This is a genomic window from Paracoccus sp. S4493 (assembly GCF_000967735.1).
Classification (GTDB): Bacteria; Pseudomonadota; Alphaproteobacteria; order Rhodobacterales; family Rhodobacteraceae; genus Paracoccus; species Paracoccus marcusii.
The window spans coordinates 59,613-80,686 of the sequence record NZ_JXYF01000028.1; the positions used below are offsets into that span (position 1 = coordinate 59,613).

Sequence of the window (21,074 nt, forward strand, 5' to 3'; positions counted from 1 at the left end):
GACCCCGTCATGATCGTCTATCTTGTCCGCCGCGTGGGCCAAAGCCTGCTGGCCGTCATGGCCATGGCCGTGCTGGTCTTCCTCGGCGTCTTCTTCATCGGCAATCCCGTCGATGTGCTGGTCAGCCCCGAGGCGAGCCAGGCCCAGATCGCCGCCACCGTCGAACGGTTGGGCCTGGACCGGCCGCTGTACGAACAGTTCGGCATCTTCGTCTGGAACGCCCTCCACGGCGATCTGGGCACCTCCTTCGTCTATGGCCGCCCCGCGCTGGAGATCATCCTGGACCGCCTGCCCGCCACGCTGGAACTGGCGCTGGTCGCGCTGGCCCTGTCGGTGGGCATCGGCATCCCGCTTGGGGTCTGGGCCGGGCTGCGGCCCCACGGCATCGCGGGGCGCACGATCATGGGCGGGTCCATCCTGGGCTTCTCGCTGCCCAACTTCTGGCAGGGGATGCTGCTGATCCTGGTCTTTGCCGTGCTGCTGGGCTGGCTGCCCGCGGGCGGGCGCGGCGAGACCACCGAATTCCTGGGCATGCAGGTCAGCTTCCTGACCTGGGACGGGCTGTCGCACCTGATCCTGCCCGCCATCAACCTGGCGCTGTTCAAGATGTCGCTGATCATCCGCCTGGCCCGCGCCAACACGCGCGAGGTCTGCATGCAGGATTACGTCAAGTTCGCCCGCGCCAAGGGCCTTTCGCCGCGCCGCGTGGTGCTGGTCCATGTGCTCAAGAACATCATGATCCCGGTGGTGACCATCATCGGGCTGGAACTGGGCTCGATGGTAGCCTTTGCCATCGTGACCGAAACCGTCTTCGCCTGGCCCGGCATGGGCAAGCTGCTCATCGACAGCATCAACCTGCTGGATCGCCCGGTGATCGTGGCCTACCTGATGCTGACGGTGCTGATCATCGTGGGCATCAACCTGCTGGTCGACGTGATCTATTCCGCCCTGGACCCCCGCATCCGCCTGTCGGAGATGAAGGGATGACCGACATCGCACCCCCCTCCCCCGCCCCGGTCCGCATCGACAGCCCCGCCAAGCGCATCGCCAAGCAGTTCGTCGAGGACCGCATCGCGGTCCTGGGCCTGGTCCTGTTCGTGGTGATCGCGCTGATCGCCATCGCGGCCCCCTGGATCGCGCCCCAGAACCCCTATGACCTGATGCAGCTGAGCATCATGGACGGCGGCCTGCCCCCCGGAGAGGTCAGCATGGCCACCGGCCAGACCTTCTGGCTGGGGACCGACCAGCAGGGCCGCGACATGCTGTCGGGCATCATGTACGGGCTGCGCATCAGTTTGATGGTCGCGGTGGTGTCGCTGACCCTGGCCATCACCATCGGCACCATCGTCGGCGTCGCCGCCGCCTATTTCGGCGGGCGCTTCGACAGCCTGGTGATGCGCATCGTCGACCTGCAGTTGTCCTTTCCCGCCATCCTGATCGCGCTGATCCTGCTGGCGCTGCTGGGACGCGGGGTGGACAAGGTGATCCTGGCGCTGGTCATCGTGCAATGGGCCTATTACGCGCGCACGGTGCGCAGCTCGGCCATGGTGGAAACCCGCAAGGATTACATCGACGCCGCCCGCTGCCTGGCCCTGTCGGACCGCCGGATCATGTTCCGCCACCTGCTGCCCAACTGCGTGCCGCCCCTGATCGTGGTCGCCACCGTGCAGATCGCCCAGGCCATCGCGCTGGAGGCGACGCTGTCCTTCCTTGGCGTAGGCGTGCCCATCACCGAACCCTCCCTGGGGCTGCTGATCGCCAACGGCTACGATTACCTGCTGTCGGGCCGCTACTGGGTCAGCGTCTTTCCCGGCATCGCCCTGGTCGTCACCATCATCGCCATCAACGTCGTGGGCGACCGCCTGCGCGATGTCCTGAACCCGAGGTTGCAGACATGACCGCCCTGCTGGACGTCCGCGAACTGCAGACGCATTTCATGACCCGCGACGGCACCGCCCGCGCCGTGGACGGGGTCAGCTTCACGCTGGAGCGTGGCCAGATCCTGGGCCTGGTCGGCGAATCCGGGTCCGGCAAGTCGGTCACCGGCTTCTCGATCCTGGGGCTGGTCGACCCGCCCGGCCGGGTGGCCGGGGGCCAGGTCGTCTTCGACGGCACCGACCTGATCGCGGGCGGGGAAAAGGCCATGCGCCCCCTGCGCGGCAAGCGCATCGCGATGATCTTCCAGGACCCGATGATGACGCTGAACCCGGTCCTGCGCATCGACACCCAGATGATCGAGACCGTCCGCGCCCATGAAACCGTCTCGCGGGCCGAGGCCCTGCGCCGCTGCCGCGAGGCGCTGGTCCAGGTCGGCATCTCCTCCCCGGACGAACGGCTGAAAAGCTATCCGCACCAGTTCTCGGGCGGCATGCGCCAGCGCGTGGCGATCGCCATCGCGCTCTTGCACAAGCCCGACCTGATCATCGCGGACGAACCCACCACCGCGCTGGACGTGACCATCCAGGCCCAGATCCTGTCCGAGGTCCAAAAGCTCTGCGCCCAATCGGGCACCGCCTTGATCTGGATCACCCATGACCTGGCCGTCGTGTCGGGCCTGGCCGACCGCCTGGCGGTCATGTACGCGGGCCGCATCATCGAGGAAGGGCCCACCGCCGCGATCATCGCCAACCCCCGTCACCCCTATACGCGCGGCCTGATCGACAGCGTCCCCCACGGCAAGCGCCACGGCGCGATGCTGACCCAGATCAAGGGCATGACGCCGTCGCTTCTGAACCTGCCAAAGGGGTGCAAGTTCGCCCCCCGCTGTCCGCGCGCCGATGCCGCCTGCCAGGTCGAACCCGCCCTGACCGCCGCCGGCCCCGGCCGCCAGGTGCGCTGCCACCACCCCCATGCCGACGCAGAGGCCACCCCGTGACACCACAGCCCATCCTGCAGATCGACGGCGTGTCCAAGCGGTTCACCAAGGACCTGGACATCGCCGAACGCACCGCCCGGTCCCTGGGCGCCCGCATCGCCCCGGTCACCGTCCACGCCGTCGACGGCATCGACCTGTCGGTCCGCCGCGGCGAGGTGCTGGGCCTGGTCGGCGAATCCGGCTGCGGCAAGTCCACGCTTGGCCGCATGGTGGCGGGGCTGGCCCGCCCCAGCCAGGGGCGCATCCTCTATAACGGCCAGGACGTGGCGACCCTCAAGGGCGCCGCCGCGCGCGACGCCGCGCTCAAGATCCAGATGGTGTTCCAGGACCCCATGTCGTCCCTGAACCCCCGCCTGCAGGTCCGCGATATCGTCGGAGAGGCGCCCCGCGTCCACGGCATCGTGCCCCGCCGCGACATCCCCGCCTATGTCGAGCGGATGCTGGAACAGGTGGGCCTGGACCCCAGCATGGGCAAGCGCTATCCGCACCAGTTCTCGGGCGGACAGCGGGCGCGGGTGGGCATTGCCCGCGCGCTGGCGGTGCACCCCGATTTCCTGGTCTGCGACGAATCCGTGGCGGCGCTGGACGTGTCGATCCAAGCCCAGGTTCTGAACCTTTTCGTTCAGTTGCGGCAGGATTTCGACCTGACCTACCTGTTCGTCAGCCATGACTTGGGCGTGGTCGAACATATCTCGGACCGGATCGCGGTCATGTATCTGGGCCGCCTGGTCGAGCTGGGCGAGGCCCAAGACCTGATCGCGCGTCCGAACCACCCCTATACCCAAGCCCTTGTCAGCGAGATCCCGACCTTCGAGACCGGCAAGAAGACCTATCATGCCATCAAGGGAGAGATCCCCTCGCCCCTGAACCCGCCGCCGGGGTGCCATTTCCACCCCCGCTGCCCCCATGCCCATGACCGCTGCCGCCTTGAGGTGCCCGCGCTGCGCGAGGTTGCCCCCGGCCGCCTGTCGGCCTGCCACCTGAACGACCAAGCCTGACCGAAGGAAAGACCCCATGCGAAACGACAACCCCCTCTGGCCGCTGGTCGATGCCCGCGCCGCCCAGTTCACCGGCCTAGCCGATGCCGTGTTCGACACGCCCGAACTGGCCTATGGCGAGGTCAAATCCTGCGCCGCCCACACCCGGATGCTGCGCGATCAGGGCTTCCGTGTGACCGAAAACCTGGCCGGCATCCCGACCGCCGTCATGGGAGAGGCGGGCACGGGCGGCCCGGTCATCGCCATCCTGGGCGAATACGACGCCCTGCCCGGCCTGTCCCAGGAACCCGGCCTGGCCGAGCCGCGCCAGATCGCCGATCACGGCTTCGGCCATGGCTGCGGCCACAACCTGCTGGGCTCGGCCGCGCTGTCGGCGGCCACCGCCGTCAAGGACTGGCTGGAGGCCAACGGCGTGCCCGGCCGCGTCCGCTACTATGGCTGCCCGGCCGAGGAAGGCGGCGCCGCCAAGACCTACATGGTCCGCGACGGCCTGTTCGACGACGTCGACATCGCCATCACCTGGCATCCGGCCAGCTTCAACGCCGTCGACGACATGCGGTCCCTGGCCAACACGCGCATCGACTTCACCTTCCACGGCAAGGCCGCCCACGCGGCGGGCGCGCCGGAGCTGGGCCGGTCCGCCTTGGACGCGGTCGAGCTGATGAACATCGGCATCAACTACATGCGCGAACACATGCCCGACGCGGCGCGGGTCCATTACGCCTATCTGGACGCCGGCGGCATCGCGCCCAACGTCGTCCAGGCCAAGGCGACCGTGCGCCAGCTGATCCGCAGCCCGGACCTTGCAGGCCTGTCGTCGCTGGTCGACCGCGTGCGCAAGATCGCCGACGGGGCGGCGCTGATGTCGGGCACTACCGTGACCTCGCGCGTGTTCTCGGCTGTGTCCAACCTGACCGAGAACCTGCCCCTGTCCCGCGCCATGCAGGCCCAGTTCGAGGCCCTGGGCCCCGTCCCCTTCGACGCGGACGACACGGCCTTCGCCACCGCCATCCGCGAAAGCCTGTCGCGCGAGGACATCGCCGACACGTTCAAGCGGCTGGCGATGAAGCCCGACTACGACCTGCCGCTGTGCAACTTCATCGCCCCGTTGGACCGGCCCTTCATGGGCGGCATGGGTTCGACCGACGTGGGCGATGTCAGCTGGGCGGTGCCCACCGTCCAGGCCCGCGTCGCCACCTGTGCGGTGGGCACCGCGCTCCACAGCTGGCAGCAGACCGCCCAGGGCAAGGCCCCCGCCGCGCACAAGGGCATGCTGCACGCCGCCAAGGTCATGGCCGCCACCGCCCATGCGGCGCTTACCGACCCGGCGCTGGTCCAGGCGGCCAAGGCCGCCCATGCCGACCACCTGACCCAGCACCCCTATCGCTGCCCCATCCCGCCCGAGACCCGCCCCCCGGTCGAGGGCCTCTGACGCCAACCGCCGCCTCAGAACCGGCGGCGGCAACGACTCGTCATAGTCTTCGCCCCACCGGTTCCCGACCAGCGGGGTGAAGACATGTGTGATGAAGGGTTGAAGCACCGTGGCCGGTGAACGCGGCTAGCGACACTGTTCGCTCTGCGTCACGACACCGTGCCGTCGAAATGGGCTCCGTCACCGATAATTCAGGGCCTTTACAACGCCCTAGGGACACAACCCCGCGGCGACCTGAAGTCTTGCCCGTAAGTGCCCACTGCCCCGCAGCCGTACCCCCCTGCCCTACCGCCATAGCCCAAATTTCCGGCCGGCCGGTTTCGCCACGAAACCGTCAGCGCTCCAGCAGCGCCCGTATCTCCAGCATCAGGCTGTCCACCAGTTCGGTTGTCAGGGCAGCCCCCTCCAGGCGCAACAGGTGCCCCCTGCTGTCGCTGGACCGCCGGATCGTCACCCCGCTGGATGTCCGCAGGGTCTTGTCGTCCAGCCAGCCATGGGCCGTCGCAGGGCGCTTGGGGCGCCCTCCCCGTCCCGGGTCGCGGACCCCCTGATCCTGCTGCCGGATCACCGGTTCAATCACCGCCCATTCCGCATCTGCATCCTCGGGGGCCGCATGGGACAGGGCTTGGCGAACCTGGCTCTCGGCGCCTTGCCGCAGCGCGGTCGCCAGCTGCAGCCCGCGACGCTCGGTCAACTGCTCGGGGAACTGCAGCATGTCGCCAAGTTCTTCAAATATAAGGGAAAAAGATCGAATCTTTGACCGTTTTGCCTTCGATCCGCTGCCGAACAGCTTGTCGACGGCATCTTCCGTATTAGCAAAGGCTCCATGGTTCGCTGCAATGACCGCGATACGCCCCCGCTCGAAATGGCTCAGGTTTTCGCGGACCTCGTTCTCCTCGATCATCTGGACAAACGCGTTGCCTGCATCGGCGCGGGGCCGGACGATCGCCCGGATAGTCGCGTATTTGTCCGCCTGCGTGAGGTCGCGCAGCCCCCGCGTGGCCAGCAGCCGGCGATAGCCCGACAGCAGGCCATAGCGCTGGCCCGCCCTGCCCTCCTGCTCCAGCGCAAAGACCTCGATCGGCAGCCGCAGCCCGTGCGAGGCGATCGACTGGCGCAACTCCAGCATCTCGGCCTCGCCCATGGTCATGCGGTCGCGGATCATCGCGTCCTCGTCGATCTGCTCCAAAGGCAGGTCGACCATCAGCAGGCCGCTGTCCTGCGCCGCATGCAGACGCGCGGCGTCGGCCTCGGCACGGGCACGCGCTGCACGACTGTCCGCCCCGTCGGGCTGGAATTGGGACGCGCTGTCGGCCGCGACCTGGGCGATCGGCGCGATGCCCCGGACCGAGGCGACGCGGTCAAAGGTTTCGCTGCGAAACTCCGCCTCGATGCGGGTCAGGTCATCGGTGCTGGGGGCTTCAAGACGTCTGCGCTTGACCATCGGTCTGCTCCTGTTCCTGCTTTTCCATCTGAAGATCGCGCCACCAGGCCCCTAGGATCAGCTCCTTCACCTCGGCCCAGGTGCGGTCGAACGTCTCGCGGCCGCGGACATAGGTGTCGCGGTTGAACTCTCGGTAGTCGGCCTCGTAGATGCCATTCACCTGTTCCCCGGCCTGGCCCACCATGGCGGTCAGCTCCTGGCGATAGGTCGTCATGAAGTCGCCGAAATAGGCCTGGATCACGTTGGCCAGGTCGGTCTGCTGACCGGCCTCGAAACGGGTGATGATGGCGCGGACCGCGTCCCATTCGAACCGCATCTCGGGCAGTCCGTCGCGGCGGCGGGCGGTGTTCTCTCCATCCTCGACGCTGGCGAAGGTCGAATAGAGCATGTCGAAGAACCGGCCCGTCGAATCGAACTCCAGGAAGGTCGCGCCCAAGGGCACCAGCAGGATGTCGGCGGCCGCCAGCGCGTTGATCGTCAGGTAGCCAAGGGCAGGGGGCGTGTCGATGATGATGATGTCATAGTCGTCCACGACCCCGTCATGGGTCAGCCCGTTCGACAGCGCGTCCCACAGCGGCCAGCCGCGCAGGCCCATCCGCCAGACCGGCACCTGGAATTCGGCCCAGTACAGGTTCAGCTGCGCGCCCAGAAGATCGATATTAGGCCAGTGGGTCTTCTGGATCAGGTCGCGGGCGCCGATCTTCAGCGCCTCGGTCAGGGTCTCGTCAAAGGGCAGGGGGGGCTGGCCGCGGGCCTCGCGGACGCGGTTCTCGTCCTGCAGGGCCAGGGCATAGTCCTTGGCCAGCAAGGGGAAGGCCGTGGACCATTCATCCGTCACCTGCCCACCCATGATCGAGGTCATGCTGCCCTGACTGTCCAGGTCGATCACCAGCACCTTGTAGCCGTCCAGCGCCGCCGACATGGCCAGATGCGCCGCGGTCGAGGTCTTGCCCACGCCGCCCTTGAAGTTCGCCACCGCCAGCACCTTGGCCGGCAGGCCCTCGGGGCGCCAGGGGCGGTATTCGCGGTCGGCGGCCCCCTCCTGGGCAAAGTGGTCGCGCAGACGCAGGACGTCGTCCAGGGTGAACCACTTGGAGTTGCCCTCACCGACGCCCTGGGGCAGGTCGGGGTTCTTGCGCAGCACGCGGCGGAAATGGGCGGTCGCGACGGGGATCAGATAGCGGCAGATCTCCCAGGTGGAAAAGCGGCGCAGGCGCTTGCGTCCGTCGGGGGCATATCCGCGCTCTGCCAGGTCCTGTCGTCCCCGGGCGGCGAACGCCGCGGCCTTGGCGAATCGGGCGGTGCCGATCGGCTCTGACAGGCGCTTGGCGGCACGTGCGGGGTCTATGCTGAAATAGGGGGGAAGCGGCTCTTTGCCTGACATCTCGTTCCTGCTGCGATGTATCGTGTTCCGAGGCGTACTGCACTTTCTATCGCACATCATCCCTCGGTTGGGAACAAAATTGCCCGGTTTCGCCGCGAAACCCTACTCAAATCAGAAAAAGCAGCCCCTTAAAGCTTGTATCTTGTTTAGAGACTTTAGAGTCTTTGCGATAAGGAAATATAGTACTTTCAATGAGCTAAAGTCAGCTCAGGACCCATATGCGGGACGAAGGGGACCCTTATCCGGGATGACGGGTGCCCGGGAACAGGGGGAGGGGCGCCGATTCTCGGGTTGAGGGGTGCCGAGGAACGGGAGGGGCCTGTTTGGGGCAAAGAAAGCCCACGGGGCACGGTTTGCCAGGGGTGCCCGTCCCGGAAACGGGTGCCTTAGTGCGACGCCTGCGATGCAAGGTGCCCGTCTTCGGGATCGCGACAGTCGCGGCAAGGGTGCCTGAAAGGCTGTTGCCGCAGGGTGCCTTTTGCGGCAGCATGGGCACAGGCAGGACAATGGCAGACCTCATGGACGACATCCCCCGCGACCAGCTGTCCGGCGCGCTCAGGCGCGGTGCGGTCAAGAAGCATGTGGCGGCGATCCACGTGTCGGGCAAGCTGACGCTGCTGCAGCGCAAGCTGTCCAACGTGCTGCTGCTGAACGCCTATGACACGCTGATGTCGCGGCCCAGCCATCAGATCGACGCGCGGACCCTGTGCCTGATGATCGGGTACAACAGCAACGACATGGACACGCTGAAGCAGTCGCTGCGCGGGCTGGTCGAGACCGTTGCGGAATGGGACATGCTGGACGACAAGGGGCGTCAGGAATGGGGCGTGTCCAGCCTGCTGAGCTATGCCAAGCTGAAGGGCGGGATCTGCGAATACGCCTATTCTCCGGCCCTGGCCGAGAAGCTGCACGACCCCAAGGTCTTTGCGCTGATCAACCTCAACATGCAGCGGCGGTTCACCTCCGGGCATGCGCTGGCGCTGTACGAGAACTGCTATCGCTTTGTGCGGACCGGCTCGACGGGGTGGTGGCCCTTGGACCTGTTCCGGCGGCTGATGGGGGTCGAGGGGTCGGCCTATTACGAGGTGTTCAAGCAGTTGAACGCCAAGATCATCAAACCCGCCGTGACCGAGGTGAACAAGACCTCGAACATCATCCTGACGCCCGAGACCAAGAAGCAGGGCAGGGCGGTCACCCATATCCGGTTCCTGATCACCGAGAACCCGCAGCTGGCGATCCTGGACATGGACGACGGCGAGGGGGCGCGGCATGGCGCCGTCTATGGCCGGCTGCGCGCGCTTGGGGTCAGCGACCGGCTGGCGCGGCAATGGCTGTCGGCGCATGGCGAGGAGGTCGTGGCGGCCAAGCTGGATTACGTCGAGGCGCGGCGGAACGTGGTCAGCAAGGTTGGCTATCTCAGCGCCGCGCTGGACGGTGATTTCGGCACGCCCGATCCGGTGACGGTCGAACCGCCCAACCCGCAGGCCGAACGCCTGCGCCGCATCCTGGAGGTGATCCGCCAGCGCACCCCCACGCAGCGCGACGCCGACCGGCGGCTGTTCCTGAGCCAGCTGACCGACCGCGCCGCGCGCGCCGATTTCGAGCGCCACGGCTGGATGTCGCCCCTGAACGCCGCTCGGATCGGGGCGTTCTGGGAGGACATGTCGCCGGGCCTGTTCGGCTAGGCCATCACCAGAAGATAGCGGGTCGACCGGCCGCCTTCGGGGCCGCGGCGCAGGATTCCGGCGGCCTCCAGGTCGGTCAGATCGCGCGTCGCGGTCGCGGCGGAGACGCCCGCGATGCGCCCGTAGGGGGCGGCAGAGATGCCCTGGGCCACACGGGCCGGGCCTTCGGCGAACAGGCGGCGCAGCACGCGTTCGGCGCGCGGCGGGGGGCGGTGGCGCAGGAAGAAGGCGTTGCGCGCCACAAGGAAGCGGGCGTCCGTGACCGCATCGTCGACCCCCGCGATCAGCCGGTCCAGGAACCACAGCACGAAGGGCGTGGCGTCGATCGCCGCGCCCACCACCTGCCGCCCGGCCTGCAGCGCCGCGTAATAGCCGCGCTTGTCGGCCTCGATCTGGCGCGACAGCGAGAAGGGCAGGGCGGCCCCGTCGCGGGCGAAGACATGTTCGACCAGCGCCCGGCCAAGCCGCCCGTTGCCGTCCGAGAAGGGGTGGATGGATTCGAACCACAGATGCGCCAGCGCCGCGCGGATCGGCGCGGGGCGGTCGTCGGTCTGCAGGGCCGTCAGAAAATCGTCCATCATCGCGGGGACGCGGTCGGCAGGGGGCGCGGCATAGAGGACCTCGTCCCGGCCGGCGGTCGCGCTGCGGGTGATGACCATGGCAAAGCGACGCCAGCGGCCCTTGTCCTCCACCTCCAGCCCGTGGAACAGCAGGCGGTGCCAGTGCCACAGGGTGGGCGTGTCCAAGGGCGGCCCCCCGGCGCGGGCCTGCAGCATCAGGTCGGCGATGGCGTCGCTGCGCCGCACGGGTTCGGCACCCCGATGCGCCATCGAGGCCACGACCGAGGCCTGGACCTGGGCCGCGGGCAGGCTGGCCCCCTCGATCGCAAAGGAGGACACCGCCTCGGTCGTGACCGCGCGCAGGAAGGCCTCGCGCCGTTCGTCGGGGGTCAGGGCGTGGTGCAGGCCGGTGATGGCGCCGAGGCGTGCGGAAAACGCCGCCAGCCGCCCTTCGGTCAGGGACGGGTCGTGGCGGAAATTGGGCCAGGCAGGGCTTTCCCAGATCTGCATGAGGGGATTATGGCGATTATTCGCATCATGACAAGGCGTTTCATGATGCGAATAACCCGTCCAATCACCTCAGCCGCGCTGCGTCACCAGCGGATGGGACAGCGCCGTCTCGATTCCGCGCAGTTCGGCCAGGCCCTTGAGGCGGCCTATGGCAGGATAGCCGGGCTGCGCCTTGCGGGACTGGTCGTCCAGGATGTCCTGGCCGTGATCGGGGCGGAAGGGGATCTGCCAGTCGTCGCGGCCCTGTGAACGGCGGCGGCTCTCCTCCGCCAGGATGGCGGCGATCATCGCGACCATGTCGGTGTTGCCCTCCAGATGCGCGGCCTCGTGGAAGGACCCGCCCAGATGGGTCTCCTCCAGCGCGACGTTGCGCAGATGCAGGAAATGCACCCGGTCGCCCAAGCGCGCCATCATGCCCGGCAGGTCGTTGTCGGCGCGCGCGCCGAGCGATCCGGTGCACAGCGTGATGCCGTTGGCGGACAGGTCCACCGCATCCATGACGGCGCGATAATCGGCCTCGGTCGACATGATGCGGGGCAGGCCCAGCAGCGGGAACGGCGGATCGTCGGGGTGGCAGCACAGGCGCATGCCCAGCTCCTGCGCCAGGGGCGTCACCTCGGCCAGGAAATCGACCAGATGGGCGCGCAGGCGGTCGGGGCTGATGTCGTCATAGCGCGCCAGGTGGTCCTTGACGTCGTCCAGGGTCATGCGTTCGGCGGCGCCCGGCAGGCCGAAGACCACGTTGCCGGTCAGCTGTTCGCGCCGGTCGTCCGACATGGTGGCCAGCCGCGCGCGGGCAGTTTCGGCGATCTGCGGGGCATAGTCGTCGGCCGCGCCGCGGCGCTGCAGGATGAACAGGTCGAAGGCCGCGAAATCGATCGCGTCATAGCGCATGCAGGTCGCGCCGTTGGGCAGCCGATAGACCAGGTCGGTCCGCGTCCAGTCCAGGATCGGCATGAAGTTGTAGCAGATGACCCGCAGGCCCGCCGCGTGCAGGTTGCGCATCGAGGTCTTCCACGCCTCGATATGGGCGCGCCAGTCGCCGGTCTGGCGCTTGATGTCCTCGGATACGGGCAGGCTCTCGACGACCTCCCATGCCAGGCCCGAGGGCGCGCCGTCCCGCATCACGGCCAGCTGGGCCTGGCGGTCCGCGATCTGGTCGGGCTGCCAGACCTGTCCGGTGGGGACGTGGTGCAGGGCGGTCACGACGCCCTGGACGCCCGCCTGCAGCATGTCGTCGACGGACACCAGGTCCTTGGGTCCGAACCAGCGCCAGGTCTGTCTCATGATTGGGTCTCTTCTTCAGCAAAGGAAAGTTGCACCTTGACCGACCGGGCGCGGTCGGCGGCGGTCCGGAACGCCGTTTCGGCGTCGCTCATCGGAAAGGTGGCGGTGATGATCGGGCGGGGATCGATGGCGCCGGTGCCGATCAGCCCCACCGCATCGGAGAATTCGGTGTCGAACCGATGAGAGCCCGCGAACAGGATCTCCTTGCCGACCATCAGGTTCAGGGGCAGGGGCGTGGGCCCCGCGACGCCGACCTGGACCAGCGCGCCAAGCGGGCGCAGGCAGGCCACCGCGTCGCGGATGGCCGATGCCGCCGCCGAACATTCGAAGACCAGATCGACCCGGCCCTTGTCCTGCTGCCATTCCGCCAGGCCATCGGGGTCGGCCACGGGGTTCACCGCATGGTCGGCGCCCATCCGGCGCGCGACGGCCAGGGTGGCGTCCTGGATGTCGGTCACGATGATCGTCGCGGCCCCGCGCAGGCGGGCCACCGCCACGCAGAGCGCGCCGATCGGCCCCGCGCCCGTGACCAGGACGGTCTTGCCCGCCAGCGGTCCGGCGATCGCCTCGGCGCGGTTGGCGGCGTGCAGGCACACGGCCAGCGGTTCGGCGCAGGCGGCGGCGCCGGGGGTGACGGTGTCGGGCAGGGGGTGGCACTGCGCGGCGCCGATGGTGATGCCGTCGCGGAACATCCCCTGTTCGTGGGGCAGATACATCGCCGAGCCCTTGAACCGCATCGCCATGCAGTGATGCGGCAGCCCGGCCTGGCAGAAATCGCAGGTCCCGCAGGGATGCGAGGGGTTCATCGCGACCAGCTGGCCCACCCGCAGGTGGGTGACGTCGGGGCCCACGGCCCTGATCCGGCCGGCAGCCTCGTGGCCCAGGATGATCGGTTCGCGCACGCGGATCGTGCCGATGCCGCCCTCCTGCCAGTAATGCAGGTCCGATCCGCAGATGCCGCCCGCCAGGACGGCGACGCGGACCTGCCCCCGGTCGGGGGCGGGCAGATCGGTGGCGGCGATGGTCAGGTCGTCCTGGCCGTTCAGGCGGACGCATCGGGTCTGGGTCATGGTGACCTCCTTACGGCATCAGGCGGTTGGGCAGCCAGGTGGACAGCGGCGGGAAATAGCTGACCATCAGCAGCATGATCAGGTTGGTGACGATATAGGGCGTGATCGCCCGGATCACCGGCGACAGCGGCAGGCGCGCGATGTTGGCGGCCACGAACAGGCACACCCCCACAGGCGGCGTGGTCAGCCCGATCATCAGGTTCATCACCGCGAAGACCGCGAAGTGCAGCGGGTCGATGCCCACGGCCAGCGCCAGCGTCTGCAGCGGCACGAACAGGATGATCAGCGCCGCGATGGTTTCCATGAACATGCCGACGAACAGCAGGAGCAGGTTGATCAGCAGGATCACCACGAACTTGTTGTCGGTGATGGACAGCACCCCGTCGGCCAGCATCTGCGGGATGCGTTCCGACACCAGGATCCAGCCGAAGACGTTGGCCGTGCCCACCAGCACCAGGATGCCGGCCGAGCTGATGGCGCTGTTGGTGATGATGCGCGGGATCGCGCGCCAAGGCAGTTCGCGATAGATGAACAGGCCCACCAGCATCGCATAGAGACAGGCCACGATGGCGGTTTCGGTGGGCGTGGTGATGCCGGTCAGCAGGCCGCCCACGATCAGCGCGGTCATGGCGATGGCCCAGATCGCCCCGGTGAACGAGGTGAACAGTTCGCGCAGCCCCTGCCAGGGTTCGCGGGGAAAGCCGTGCTTGCGGGCCAGGATGACGGTCGTGATCATCATCGCCACGCCCATGGCGATGCCCGGAATGGCCCCGCCCAGGAACAGCTTGCCCACCGACATGCCCGACAGCGAGCCCACGATGATCATCGGCACGCTTGGCGGGATCATCGGGCCCACCGTCGACGACGCCGCGGTGACCGCGGCCGAGAACGCGCCGGGATAGCCCGCGCGCTTCATCCCGGGGATCATCATGCCGCCGACCGAGGCGACGTCGGCCACCGCGGTGCCCGAGATGCCGCCGAACAGCATGGAGGCCGCGATGTTGGCCTGGGCCAGCCCGCCGCGCATCCACCCGACCAGCGCATTGGCAAAGCGGATGATGCGTTCGGTGATGCCGCCCGAGTTCATCAGGTTGCCCGCCAGGATGAAGCCGGGGATGCACAGCAGAACGAAGCTGTCCATGCCCGCATACATCTTTTGCGGGATCACGACCAAGGGGATGTCCGCGAACAGCAGATAGGCCATCGACGACAGGCCAAGCGTCACCGCCACCGGCAGGCCGATGGCCAGCCCCAGCACGAACACGCCCAGAAGCAGGGTCAGTCCCATCACAGGTCCTCCGATATGGGGATGGCGCGTCCGTCATGGCGGCCGGTCAGCATCTCGAAGATGCGCATCAGCGCCCACAGGCCAAGGGTGACGAACAGGATCAGCATGGTGACATGCAGGAAATCCATCCGCCATCCCAGGGAGGGCGCGGTCTGGCGCAGGCCCACGCGGGTGTATTGCCACGCCGCCGCCACAAGGCCGCCGGCGAACAGCGCGGTCAGCACCGCGCTGACCAGCCGCAGCCGCCACGGCCAGCGGCCCGGCAGGCTTTCGCACAGAAGGTCGACGTTCACCATGTCGCCGCTGCGCAGCGCCAGACCGGCGCCCAGGGCACCGATGTAGATCAGGCAGAACCGGGTCAGCTCCTCGGTCCAGACGGGGGCGGTGGACAGGAAGGTGCGCGCAAAGACCTGCAGCAGGACCGATGCCGACAAGAGCAGGAACGCCACGAGGATCAGAAGGCGGCACAGCCCCTCCAACCTCTTGAATGCCTGTGTCATGGGATGTCTCCGGGGGACGGGCGGGGCAGGGTGCGCCCCGCCGCCCTGCCATCAGTTGTTGAAGATCTGTTCGGCCAGCGGGCGGATGTCCGCGTCCACGGCACCGATCACCGCGTCGCGCGCGGCATCGGCGAAGGCCTGCTGGTCGACCTCGACGAAGGTCACGCCCGCGGCCTCCAGCTCGGCGACCAGCTCCTGCTCGTCGGTCAGGAACAGCTCGCGTTCGAAGGCCTGGGTGCTGTCGGCGGCGGCCTGCACGGCGGCCTGGTCGGCCTCGGACAGCTTGTTCCAGGCGTTCTCCGAGATGGTCAGATAGATCCAGGACCGGACATGCTCGGTCAGGTTCACGGTCTTCTGCACCTCGTAGAAGCCGCCGGACTGGAACAGCGCCAGCGGGTTCTCCTGCCCCTCGATCGTGCCGTTCTGCAGCGAGGTGAAGACCTCGGAGAAGGCCATCGGCGTCGGGTTCGCGCCAAGCGCCTGCCAGGCGGTCACGAACAGCGGCACGTTGGGCACCCGCAGCTTGAAGCCGTTCAGCTCGTCCGGGGTGGTGATGGGACGGTTGGCCGACAGGTTGCGCGGGCCGCGCGCGAAATAGGTCAGGGGGCGGATGTCGGCATTGGCGATGATCTCAGCCTCGATCTGGTCGCCGATCTCGCCCGAGGCGACCTCGTCCATGTGCTCCAGCGAGCGGTACGCATAGGGCAGCGCAAGCAGCGCGGCCTTGGGCGCCCAGTTCTGCAGGCTTTCGCCGGTGATGGTCATGTCGGCGGTGCCCAGCTGCATGCCGTTGATGACGTCGATCTCCTTGCCCAAGGATTCGTTCGGAAAGATCTGGACCTCGACCCGGCCCTCGGTCCCGGCGGCGACCTCCTCGGCGAAATGCAGGGCGGCCTTGTGCCAGATGTTCTCCTCGTTGGCCAGGTGGCCCAGCTTCAGCGTGACGTCGGCGGCCATCGCGGTGCTGGTGGTCAGTGCGGCGGCCAGGGTGATGGCGATCATGCGGGTCGGTGTCATGGTGTCCTCCTCCAAGGATTGTCCGGCGGGGCCGGGATCAGGTGAAATAGTCGGGGCAGTCGGCCCGGATGACGGGCAGGTCGTCCAGGATGCCGCGCAGATGTGTGCGGATCGCCCCTTCGGCGCGCGGCGCATCGCCCGCCCGGATGCCCGCGACCAGCGCGCGATGCTGGTCGATCAGGCGGCCGACGGGGAAATGCCGGCTGGACAGGAACCGGACGCGGTCCATCTGGGCCTTCATCTCGACCACGACGCGCCAGGCGCTGGCCTTGCCCGCGCCTTCGGCCAGCGTGCGGTGAAACAGCTCGTCCGCGTCCATGAAATCGCGGGCCGATCCGCCGATCAGGTCCATCTGGCGGGTCAGCTGGGCGTCCAGGTCCGCGATCAGCGCGGGGTCCGGGTCGACGGCCAGCAGCTTGACGATGTCGGCCTCAATCGCCTCGCGCACGAAGCGCGCGTCCATCACCGCCGCCAGCGAGATGCGCGTGACGAAGGTCCCTCGCTGTGCGCGCACGTCCAGCAGGCCCTGACCCGCCAGCGCGATGAACGCCTCTCGCACGGGCTGGCGGCTGACGCCGTATTGCTGGGCGGTCTCGACCTCGGACAGGCGGGTGTCGGGGGGCAGGCTGTTGTCCATGATCGCCGCGCGCAACCGGTCGGCCAGCTGCGACGCCGCGTTCACGCGGGTCTGGGGCAGCGGCTCGGGGCGGGTGCGGAACGGCGTGGCCATGGTGATCTCCTCGGTCGCGACCACTACACTATACTACCATACCAGTAAAGTGGCTTTTCGGGATGCCGGGTGCGGGTGCAGGCGCTATGCTGGACCGGCACCAAGGGCGGAGGGCGCGATGACGGTCACGAATCAGGCGGAGCTGGAGGGGTTGCAGGCCATCGGCCGGATCGTGGCCACGACCCTGCAGGCGATGGCCCGCGCGATGGAGCCGGGCATGACCACGCGCGAGCTGGACGGGATCGGCCGCGCCCTGCTGGAACGCGCGGGCGCCGTGCCTGCGCCCGAGGACACCTATGGCTTTCCCGGCGCGACCTGCATCAGCGTCAACGAGGAGATCGCGCACGGCGTCCCCGGCGACCGGGTGATCGCCGCGGGCGATCTGGTCAACATCGACGTGTCGGCCTCCAGGGACGGGTTCTGTGCCGATACCGGGGCCAGCTTTGCCGTGGGCGCCGTGGCGCCCGCCATCGAGCGGCTGTGCCGCGACGGTCGGCGCGCGATGGAGGTCGGCATCGCGCAGGTGGGCGCCGACAGGCCGCTGGACGGGATCGGCAACGCCATCGGCCGCTTTGCCGCGGCGCGCGGCTATACGCTGATCCGCAACCTGGCCAGCCACGGCGTGGGCCGCGCCCTGCACGAGGCGCCCGAGGTCATCGCGACCTGGCCCACCAAGGGCGACCGCCGCCGCATCGACCGCGGCCTGGTGCTGACGGTCGAGCCGTTCCTGTCGCGCGGCGGTGTGCGCGCCGCCGAGGGACGCGACGAATGGACCCTGTTCAGCCAGCCCCGCGCGCCCGTCGTGCAGTACGAACACACCGTCGTCGCGACCGAGCGCGGCGCGATCATCGTCACCCTGCCGCACTGAGCGTCCCCGACCGCTGCCCACGGATCGGGCAGTTCGCGCCGGCAGGCCCCGGCGGGGGCGGGCGGGGCTTGCCATCGCCCCGCGCGCGGTCGTCAGTGGCGGGATGGAGCGGCTGTCAATCATCGTGGTCGAACGCGACCGGGACCGGGCGATCAGGATCGTCGACGGGCTGCGCGCGTCCGGCGATCACCAGATCACCGTCATCGCCGAGGAGACGGGCCTGGCGCGGCGCATCGCGCAGGCGCAGCCCGACATCGTGCTGATCGACGTGGCCGACCCGTCGCGCGACGTGCTGGAGGAGCTGGCCCTGGCCTCGGGGCCGCTGGACCGGCCGGTGGCGATGTTCGTGGACCGGTCGGACGAACAGCTGACCCGCACCGCGATCGAGGCGGGCGTGTCCGCCTATGTCGTGGACGGGCTGCAGCGCGACCGGATCAAGCCGATCCTGGACGCGGCCATCGCGCGGTTCCACCTGTTCCACAAGATGCGCGCCGAGCTGGCCGCCACCAAGGCCGCGCTGGAGGAGCGCAAGATCATCGACCGCGCCAAGGCCATCCTGATGAAGGCGCGCGGCATCGACGAGGAGGCGGCCTATGCCCTGCTGCGCAAGACCGCGATGGACCAGAAGCGCCGCGTGGCCGACATCGCCCAGCAGCTGGTGATGGCGGCGGGGCTGCTGACATGACCGACCGCCTGCGCCTTGGCTATGTGCCGCTGACCGATGCCGCGCCGCTGATCATCGCCCGCGAGCTGGGTTTCGCCGCCGAGGAGGCGCTGGACCTGGACCTGGTCCGTGCCGGCAGCTGGGCGCAATGCCGCGACATGCTGGGCACCGGGGCGGTGGTCGCCGCGCATATGCTGGTGCCGCTGCCCATCGCGCAGGGGCTGGGGCTGGGTCCGGCGTTCCCCGACCTGGACCTGCTGATGGTCCTGTCGCAGGGCGGGCAGGCCATCGCCGTGTCGCGGGCCATCGCCGCGCGGCTGAAGGGCCAGGGCCACGGGTTCGATTTCCGCGATCCGCGCGCGGCGCGCGATGCCTTGGCGCGGGCGCATCCGGGGCCGCTGCGGGTGGGGGTGCCGTTCCCGTTCTCGACCCAGGCCGAACTGGTGCGGCACTGGCTGGACGGGACCGGGCTGGCCGCGCGGCTGTCCATCCACACCGTGCCGCCGCCCCTGATGGCCGATGCGCTGGCCGCCGAGGAGGTCGACGCCTATTGCGTCGGAGAGCCCTGGGCGTCGCGCGCGGTGGAACGCGGCGTCGGCGCGCTGCTGCTGCCGGGATCTGCCATCTGGGCTGCGCCGCCGGAAAAGGGGCTGGTGATGACCCGCGCCTTTGCCGAAGGCCATCCCGACCCCACGGGCCGGCTGATGCGGGCGCTGTGGCGTGCGGGCCGCTGGCTGGACCAGCCCGGCAACCGCGGCACCGCGGCCGAGATCCTGTCGCGCCCCGACTGGCTGAACCTGCCGCCCGAACTGTGCGAACGCGGGTTGCTGGGCCGCCTGCATGTCACGCCCGAAGGCGATCTGCGCGATTGTCCGGGCTTCATCCGCTTTCACGCGCAGGGGGCGACGTTCCCGTGGCGCAGCATCGCCGCGATGCTGGGCGCGCGCCTGGCCGCGCGGCACGGGCTGGACCCCGAATGGGCGATGGCGCGGGCGGCCGCCTATTTCCGCACCGACCTCTATCGCCGCCACCTGCGCGAGGCGGGGGCCGACCTGCCCGCGGCATCCGCCAAGGTCGAGGGCGCGATGGTCGCCCCGACCCCGGTGGCCACCGAACAGGGCCGGATGATTCTGGGTGCCGATGCGTTCTTCGACGGCCACCGGTTCGACACGGCGTTCGCGCGGCGCTGAATTCGCGGGCAGGCTGGCGCAATTCGCAGCGATGGGCGGGGCAGGGGGGTCGGACGCGCCCCGCAGGCTTGACCGAGGCCCCGGCGCCGCGAATGATCGGGGAAAGGCGGATGCAACGGCGCACCGCGTTTGACCCCCGGCCGCAAGGATGCGGTTCCCCATCTTTAGGCAATGACGCCATCTGATCGTGCCCTGTCCGCAGGGCCGCGGCAGGTGGCCTTTCGTGTTCGTGCGCCCTGTTGCGCGCCAGTCCAAGGACCAGCCCCCATGACCCAGATCACGTCCCTGATCACGCCCCCCTCGCGCCGCCGTTTCCTGCAGGCCACTGGCGCGATGGCCACGATGGCCGCCGCCCGCCTGGCCCTGCCCGCCGGGGCATGGGCCGCCACCCCCGGCACGCCCGAGGTCACCGGCTGCACCCTGGGTTACATCGCCCTGACGGACAGCGCGCCGCTGATCATCGCGTCCGAAAAGGGGCTTTACGCGAAATACGGCATGCCCGACGTGCGGGTCGAAAAGCAGGCCAGCTGGGGGGCCACGCGCGACAACATGGCGTTGGGGTCGGCATCGGGCGGCATCGACGGCGGCCACATCCTGCGCCCCAAGGTGCACCTGTACTCCACCGGCAGCGTGATGCAGAACGGCCAGCCCCTGGCGATGTACACGCTGCTGAACCTGAACGAGGACGGTCAGGGCCTGTCGGTGCGCCAGGACTATGCCGACAGCGGCGTGGGCATCGACAGCAGCCCGCTGAAGGAGATCTTTGCCGCCCGCCGCGCCGCGGGCGAGGAGATCCCGGTCGCCATGACCTTCCCCGGCGGCACGCATGATCTGTGGATGCGGTACTGGCTGGCGGCGGGCGGGATCGACCCGACCAAGGATGTCGACCTGATCGTCGTGCCACCCCCGCAGATGGTCGCCAACATGAAGGTCGGCAACATGGAGGCCTTCTGCGTCGGAGAGCCGTGGAACGAGCAGCTGGTGAACCAGGGCATCGGCTTTACCGCCGCCACGACCGGGGAACTGTGGGCGCGCCATCCCGAGAAGATCCTGGGGATGCGGGCCGATTGGGTGGACGCCAACCCCAATGCCACCGTCGCGCTGATGATGGCGGTGATGGAGGCCCAGATGTGGTGCGACCTGCCCGAGAACAAGCAGGAGATGGCCGAGATCATCGGCCGCCGCCAATGGTACAACGTCCCCGTGGCCGACATCGTCGGCCGCATCCAGGGCCAGATCAACTATGGCAACGGCCGCGACGAACTGCGCCCCGAGCTGGCGATGAAGTTCTGGGGCCAGAACGGAGAGACGTCGTACCCGTGGAAATCGCTGGATGCGTGGTTCATCACCGAGAACAAGCGGTGGGGATACCTGCCGGGCGATCTGGACACGGCAGCCCTGGTGAACGGCACCAACCGCAGCGATCTGTGGCTGGCCGCCGCCGCGGGCCTGGGCCTGAGCGTCGATTTCGGCGACAGCCGCGGGGTCGAGACGTTCTTCGACGGCAAGACCTTCGATCCGGCGGACCCCGACGCCTATCTGGACGCCCAGTCCATCAAGGCGATGGTGTGA

The 21,074-nt window shown here is 68.6% G+C and carries 19 protein-coding genes; 10 read left to right on the top strand and 9 right to left on the bottom strand.

The features are described 5' to 3' along the window. Positions 1 to 9 precede the first annotated feature (9 nt). The 5 genes from TW83_RS05900 to TW83_RS05920 are packed head-to-tail and all read left to right on the top strand — an operon-like array spanning position 10 to position 5,305. Entirely contained in the window at positions 10 to 987 is a 978-nt protein-coding gene (locus tag TW83_RS05900; protein WP_045981844.1) for an ABC transporter permease, read from the top strand. Further along, positions 984 to 1,898 carry an ABC transporter permease gene (locus TW83_RS05905; protein WP_084697290.1) on the top strand — a complete coding sequence of 305 codons (915 nt, stop codon included), beginning with the start codon at positions 984 to 986 and terminating at the stop codon, positions 1,896 to 1,898. Before TW83_RS05900 ends, TW83_RS05905 begins: the two co-directional genes overlap by 4 nt. Further along, positions 1,895 to 2,875, top strand: a complete 981-nt coding sequence (locus tag TW83_RS05910) for an ABC transporter ATP-binding protein (RefSeq protein WP_045981845.1) — start codon at positions 1,895 to 1,897, stop codon at positions 2,873 to 2,875. Before TW83_RS05905 ends, TW83_RS05910 begins: the two co-directional genes overlap by 4 nt. Then, positions 2,872 to 3,873: an oligopeptide/dipeptide ABC transporter ATP-binding protein gene (locus TW83_RS05915; RefSeq protein ID WP_052714662.1), complete on the top strand. Its 1,002-nt coding sequence runs from the start codon at positions 2,872 to 2,874 to the stop codon at positions 3,871 to 3,873. The genes TW83_RS05910 and TW83_RS05915 overlap by 4 nt, the downstream gene beginning before the upstream one ends. Before the next feature lie 16 nt (positions 3,874 to 3,889). Then, on the top strand, positions 3,890 to 5,305 hold the full coding sequence (locus tag TW83_RS05920; protein ID WP_045981846.1) for a M20 family metallopeptidase: 1,416 nt from the start codon (positions 3,890 to 3,892) through the stop codon (positions 5,303 to 5,305). A 334-nt stretch (positions 5,306 to 5,639) separates the two neighbouring features. Here the strand turns inward: TW83_RS05920 and TW83_RS05925 are convergent, their stop codons facing one another. Together TW83_RS05925 and TW83_RS05930 are read right to left on the bottom strand one after the other, a co-directional pair. Next, the gene (locus TW83_RS05925) at positions 5,640 to 6,749 is read right to left on the bottom strand and encodes a ParB N-terminal domain-containing protein (protein ID WP_045981847.1); all 1,110 of its coding nucleotides are present in this window, start codon (positions 6,747 to 6,749) and stop codon (positions 5,640 to 5,642) included. Beyond that, a complete protein-coding gene (locus TW83_RS05930; protein ID WP_045981848.1) occupies positions 6,727 to 8,133 on the bottom strand; it encodes an AAA family ATPase in 1,407 nt (468 codons plus the stop codon). Before TW83_RS05930 ends, TW83_RS05925 begins: the two co-directional genes overlap by 23 nt. A 518-nt stretch (positions 8,134 to 8,651) precedes the next feature. On the opposite strand from TW83_RS05930, the gene TW83_RS05935 reads away from it, so the two are divergent. Next, positions 8,652 to 9,818 carry a replication initiation protein gene (locus TW83_RS05935; RefSeq protein ID WP_084697292.1) on the top strand — a complete coding sequence of 389 codons (1,167 nt, stop codon included), beginning with the start codon at positions 8,652 to 8,654 and terminating at the stop codon, positions 9,816 to 9,818. Here the strand turns inward: TW83_RS05935 and TW83_RS05940 are convergent. The 7 genes from TW83_RS05940 to TW83_RS05970 form a co-directional block, all read right to left on the bottom strand. Then, positions 9,815 to 10,888 carry a Fic family protein gene (locus TW83_RS05940; protein WP_045981850.1) on the bottom strand — a complete coding sequence of 358 codons (1,074 nt, stop codon included), beginning with the start codon at positions 10,886 to 10,888 and terminating at the stop codon, positions 9,815 to 9,817. The two genes, TW83_RS05935 and TW83_RS05940, sit on opposite strands and share 4 nt — an antisense overlap. 69 nt (positions 10,889 to 10,957) lie before the next feature. After that, positions 10,958 to 12,175, bottom strand: coding sequence for a mannonate dehydratase (gene uxuA, locus TW83_RS05945; RefSeq protein WP_045981851.1), 1,218 nt, complete (start codon positions 12,173 to 12,175; stop codon positions 10,958 to 10,960). Beyond that, positions 12,172 to 13,245: an L-idonate 5-dehydrogenase gene (locus TW83_RS05950; RefSeq protein WP_045981852.1), complete on the bottom strand. Its 1,074-nt coding sequence runs from the start codon at positions 13,243 to 13,245 to the stop codon at positions 12,172 to 12,174. Before TW83_RS05950 ends, uxuA begins: the two co-directional genes overlap by 4 nt. A 10-nt stretch (positions 13,246 to 13,255) precedes the next feature. Further along, positions 13,256 to 14,533, bottom strand: coding sequence for a TRAP transporter large permease (locus TW83_RS05955; RefSeq protein WP_045981853.1), 1,278 nt, complete (start codon positions 14,531 to 14,533; stop codon positions 13,256 to 13,258). Beyond that, entirely contained in the window at positions 14,533 to 15,033 is a 501-nt protein-coding gene (locus tag TW83_RS05960; RefSeq protein ID WP_045981854.1) for a TRAP transporter small permease, read from the bottom strand. Before TW83_RS05960 ends, TW83_RS05955 begins: the two co-directional genes overlap by 1 nt. 51 nt (positions 15,034 to 15,084) lie before the next feature. Next, on the bottom strand, positions 15,085 to 16,050 hold the full coding sequence (locus TW83_RS05965; protein ID WP_045981855.1) for a TRAP transporter substrate-binding protein: 966 nt from the start codon (positions 16,048 to 16,050) through the stop codon (positions 15,085 to 15,087). Positions 16,051 to 16,087: 37 nt separating this feature from the next. Then, positions 16,088 to 16,780 (bottom strand): GntR family transcriptional regulator, encoded by a 693-nt coding sequence (locus TW83_RS05970; protein WP_084697294.1) that lies wholly within the window; start codon positions 16,778 to 16,780, stop codon positions 16,088 to 16,090. A 118-nt stretch (positions 16,781 to 16,898) separates the two neighbouring features. Here TW83_RS05970 and map point away from each other — a divergent pair, with 118 nt between their 5' ends. The 4 genes from map (at position 16,899) to TW83_RS05990 (ending at position 21,074) form a co-directional block, all read left to right on the top strand. Next, positions 16,899 to 17,648 carry a type I methionyl aminopeptidase gene (gene map / locus TW83_RS05975; RefSeq protein ID WP_045981856.1) on the top strand — a complete coding sequence of 250 codons (750 nt, stop codon included), beginning with the start codon at positions 16,899 to 16,901 and terminating at the stop codon, positions 17,646 to 17,648. A 103-nt stretch (positions 17,649 to 17,751) separates the two neighbouring features. Further along, complete coding sequence (locus TW83_RS05980) at positions 17,752 to 18,333, top strand: ANTAR domain-containing protein (protein WP_045981857.1); 582 nt, start codon at positions 17,752 to 17,754, stop codon at positions 18,331 to 18,333. Further along, positions 18,330 to 19,502, top strand: a complete 1,173-nt coding sequence (locus TW83_RS05985; RefSeq protein WP_045981858.1) for an ABC transporter substrate-binding protein — start codon at positions 18,330 to 18,332, stop codon at positions 19,500 to 19,502. The genes TW83_RS05980 and TW83_RS05985 overlap by 4 nt, the downstream gene beginning before the upstream one ends. A gap of 267 nt (positions 19,503 to 19,769) precedes the next feature. Further along, positions 19,770 to 21,074, top strand: a complete 1,305-nt coding sequence (locus TW83_RS05990) for a CmpA/NrtA family ABC transporter substrate-binding protein (protein ID WP_045981859.1) — start codon at positions 19,770 to 19,772, stop codon at positions 21,072 to 21,074.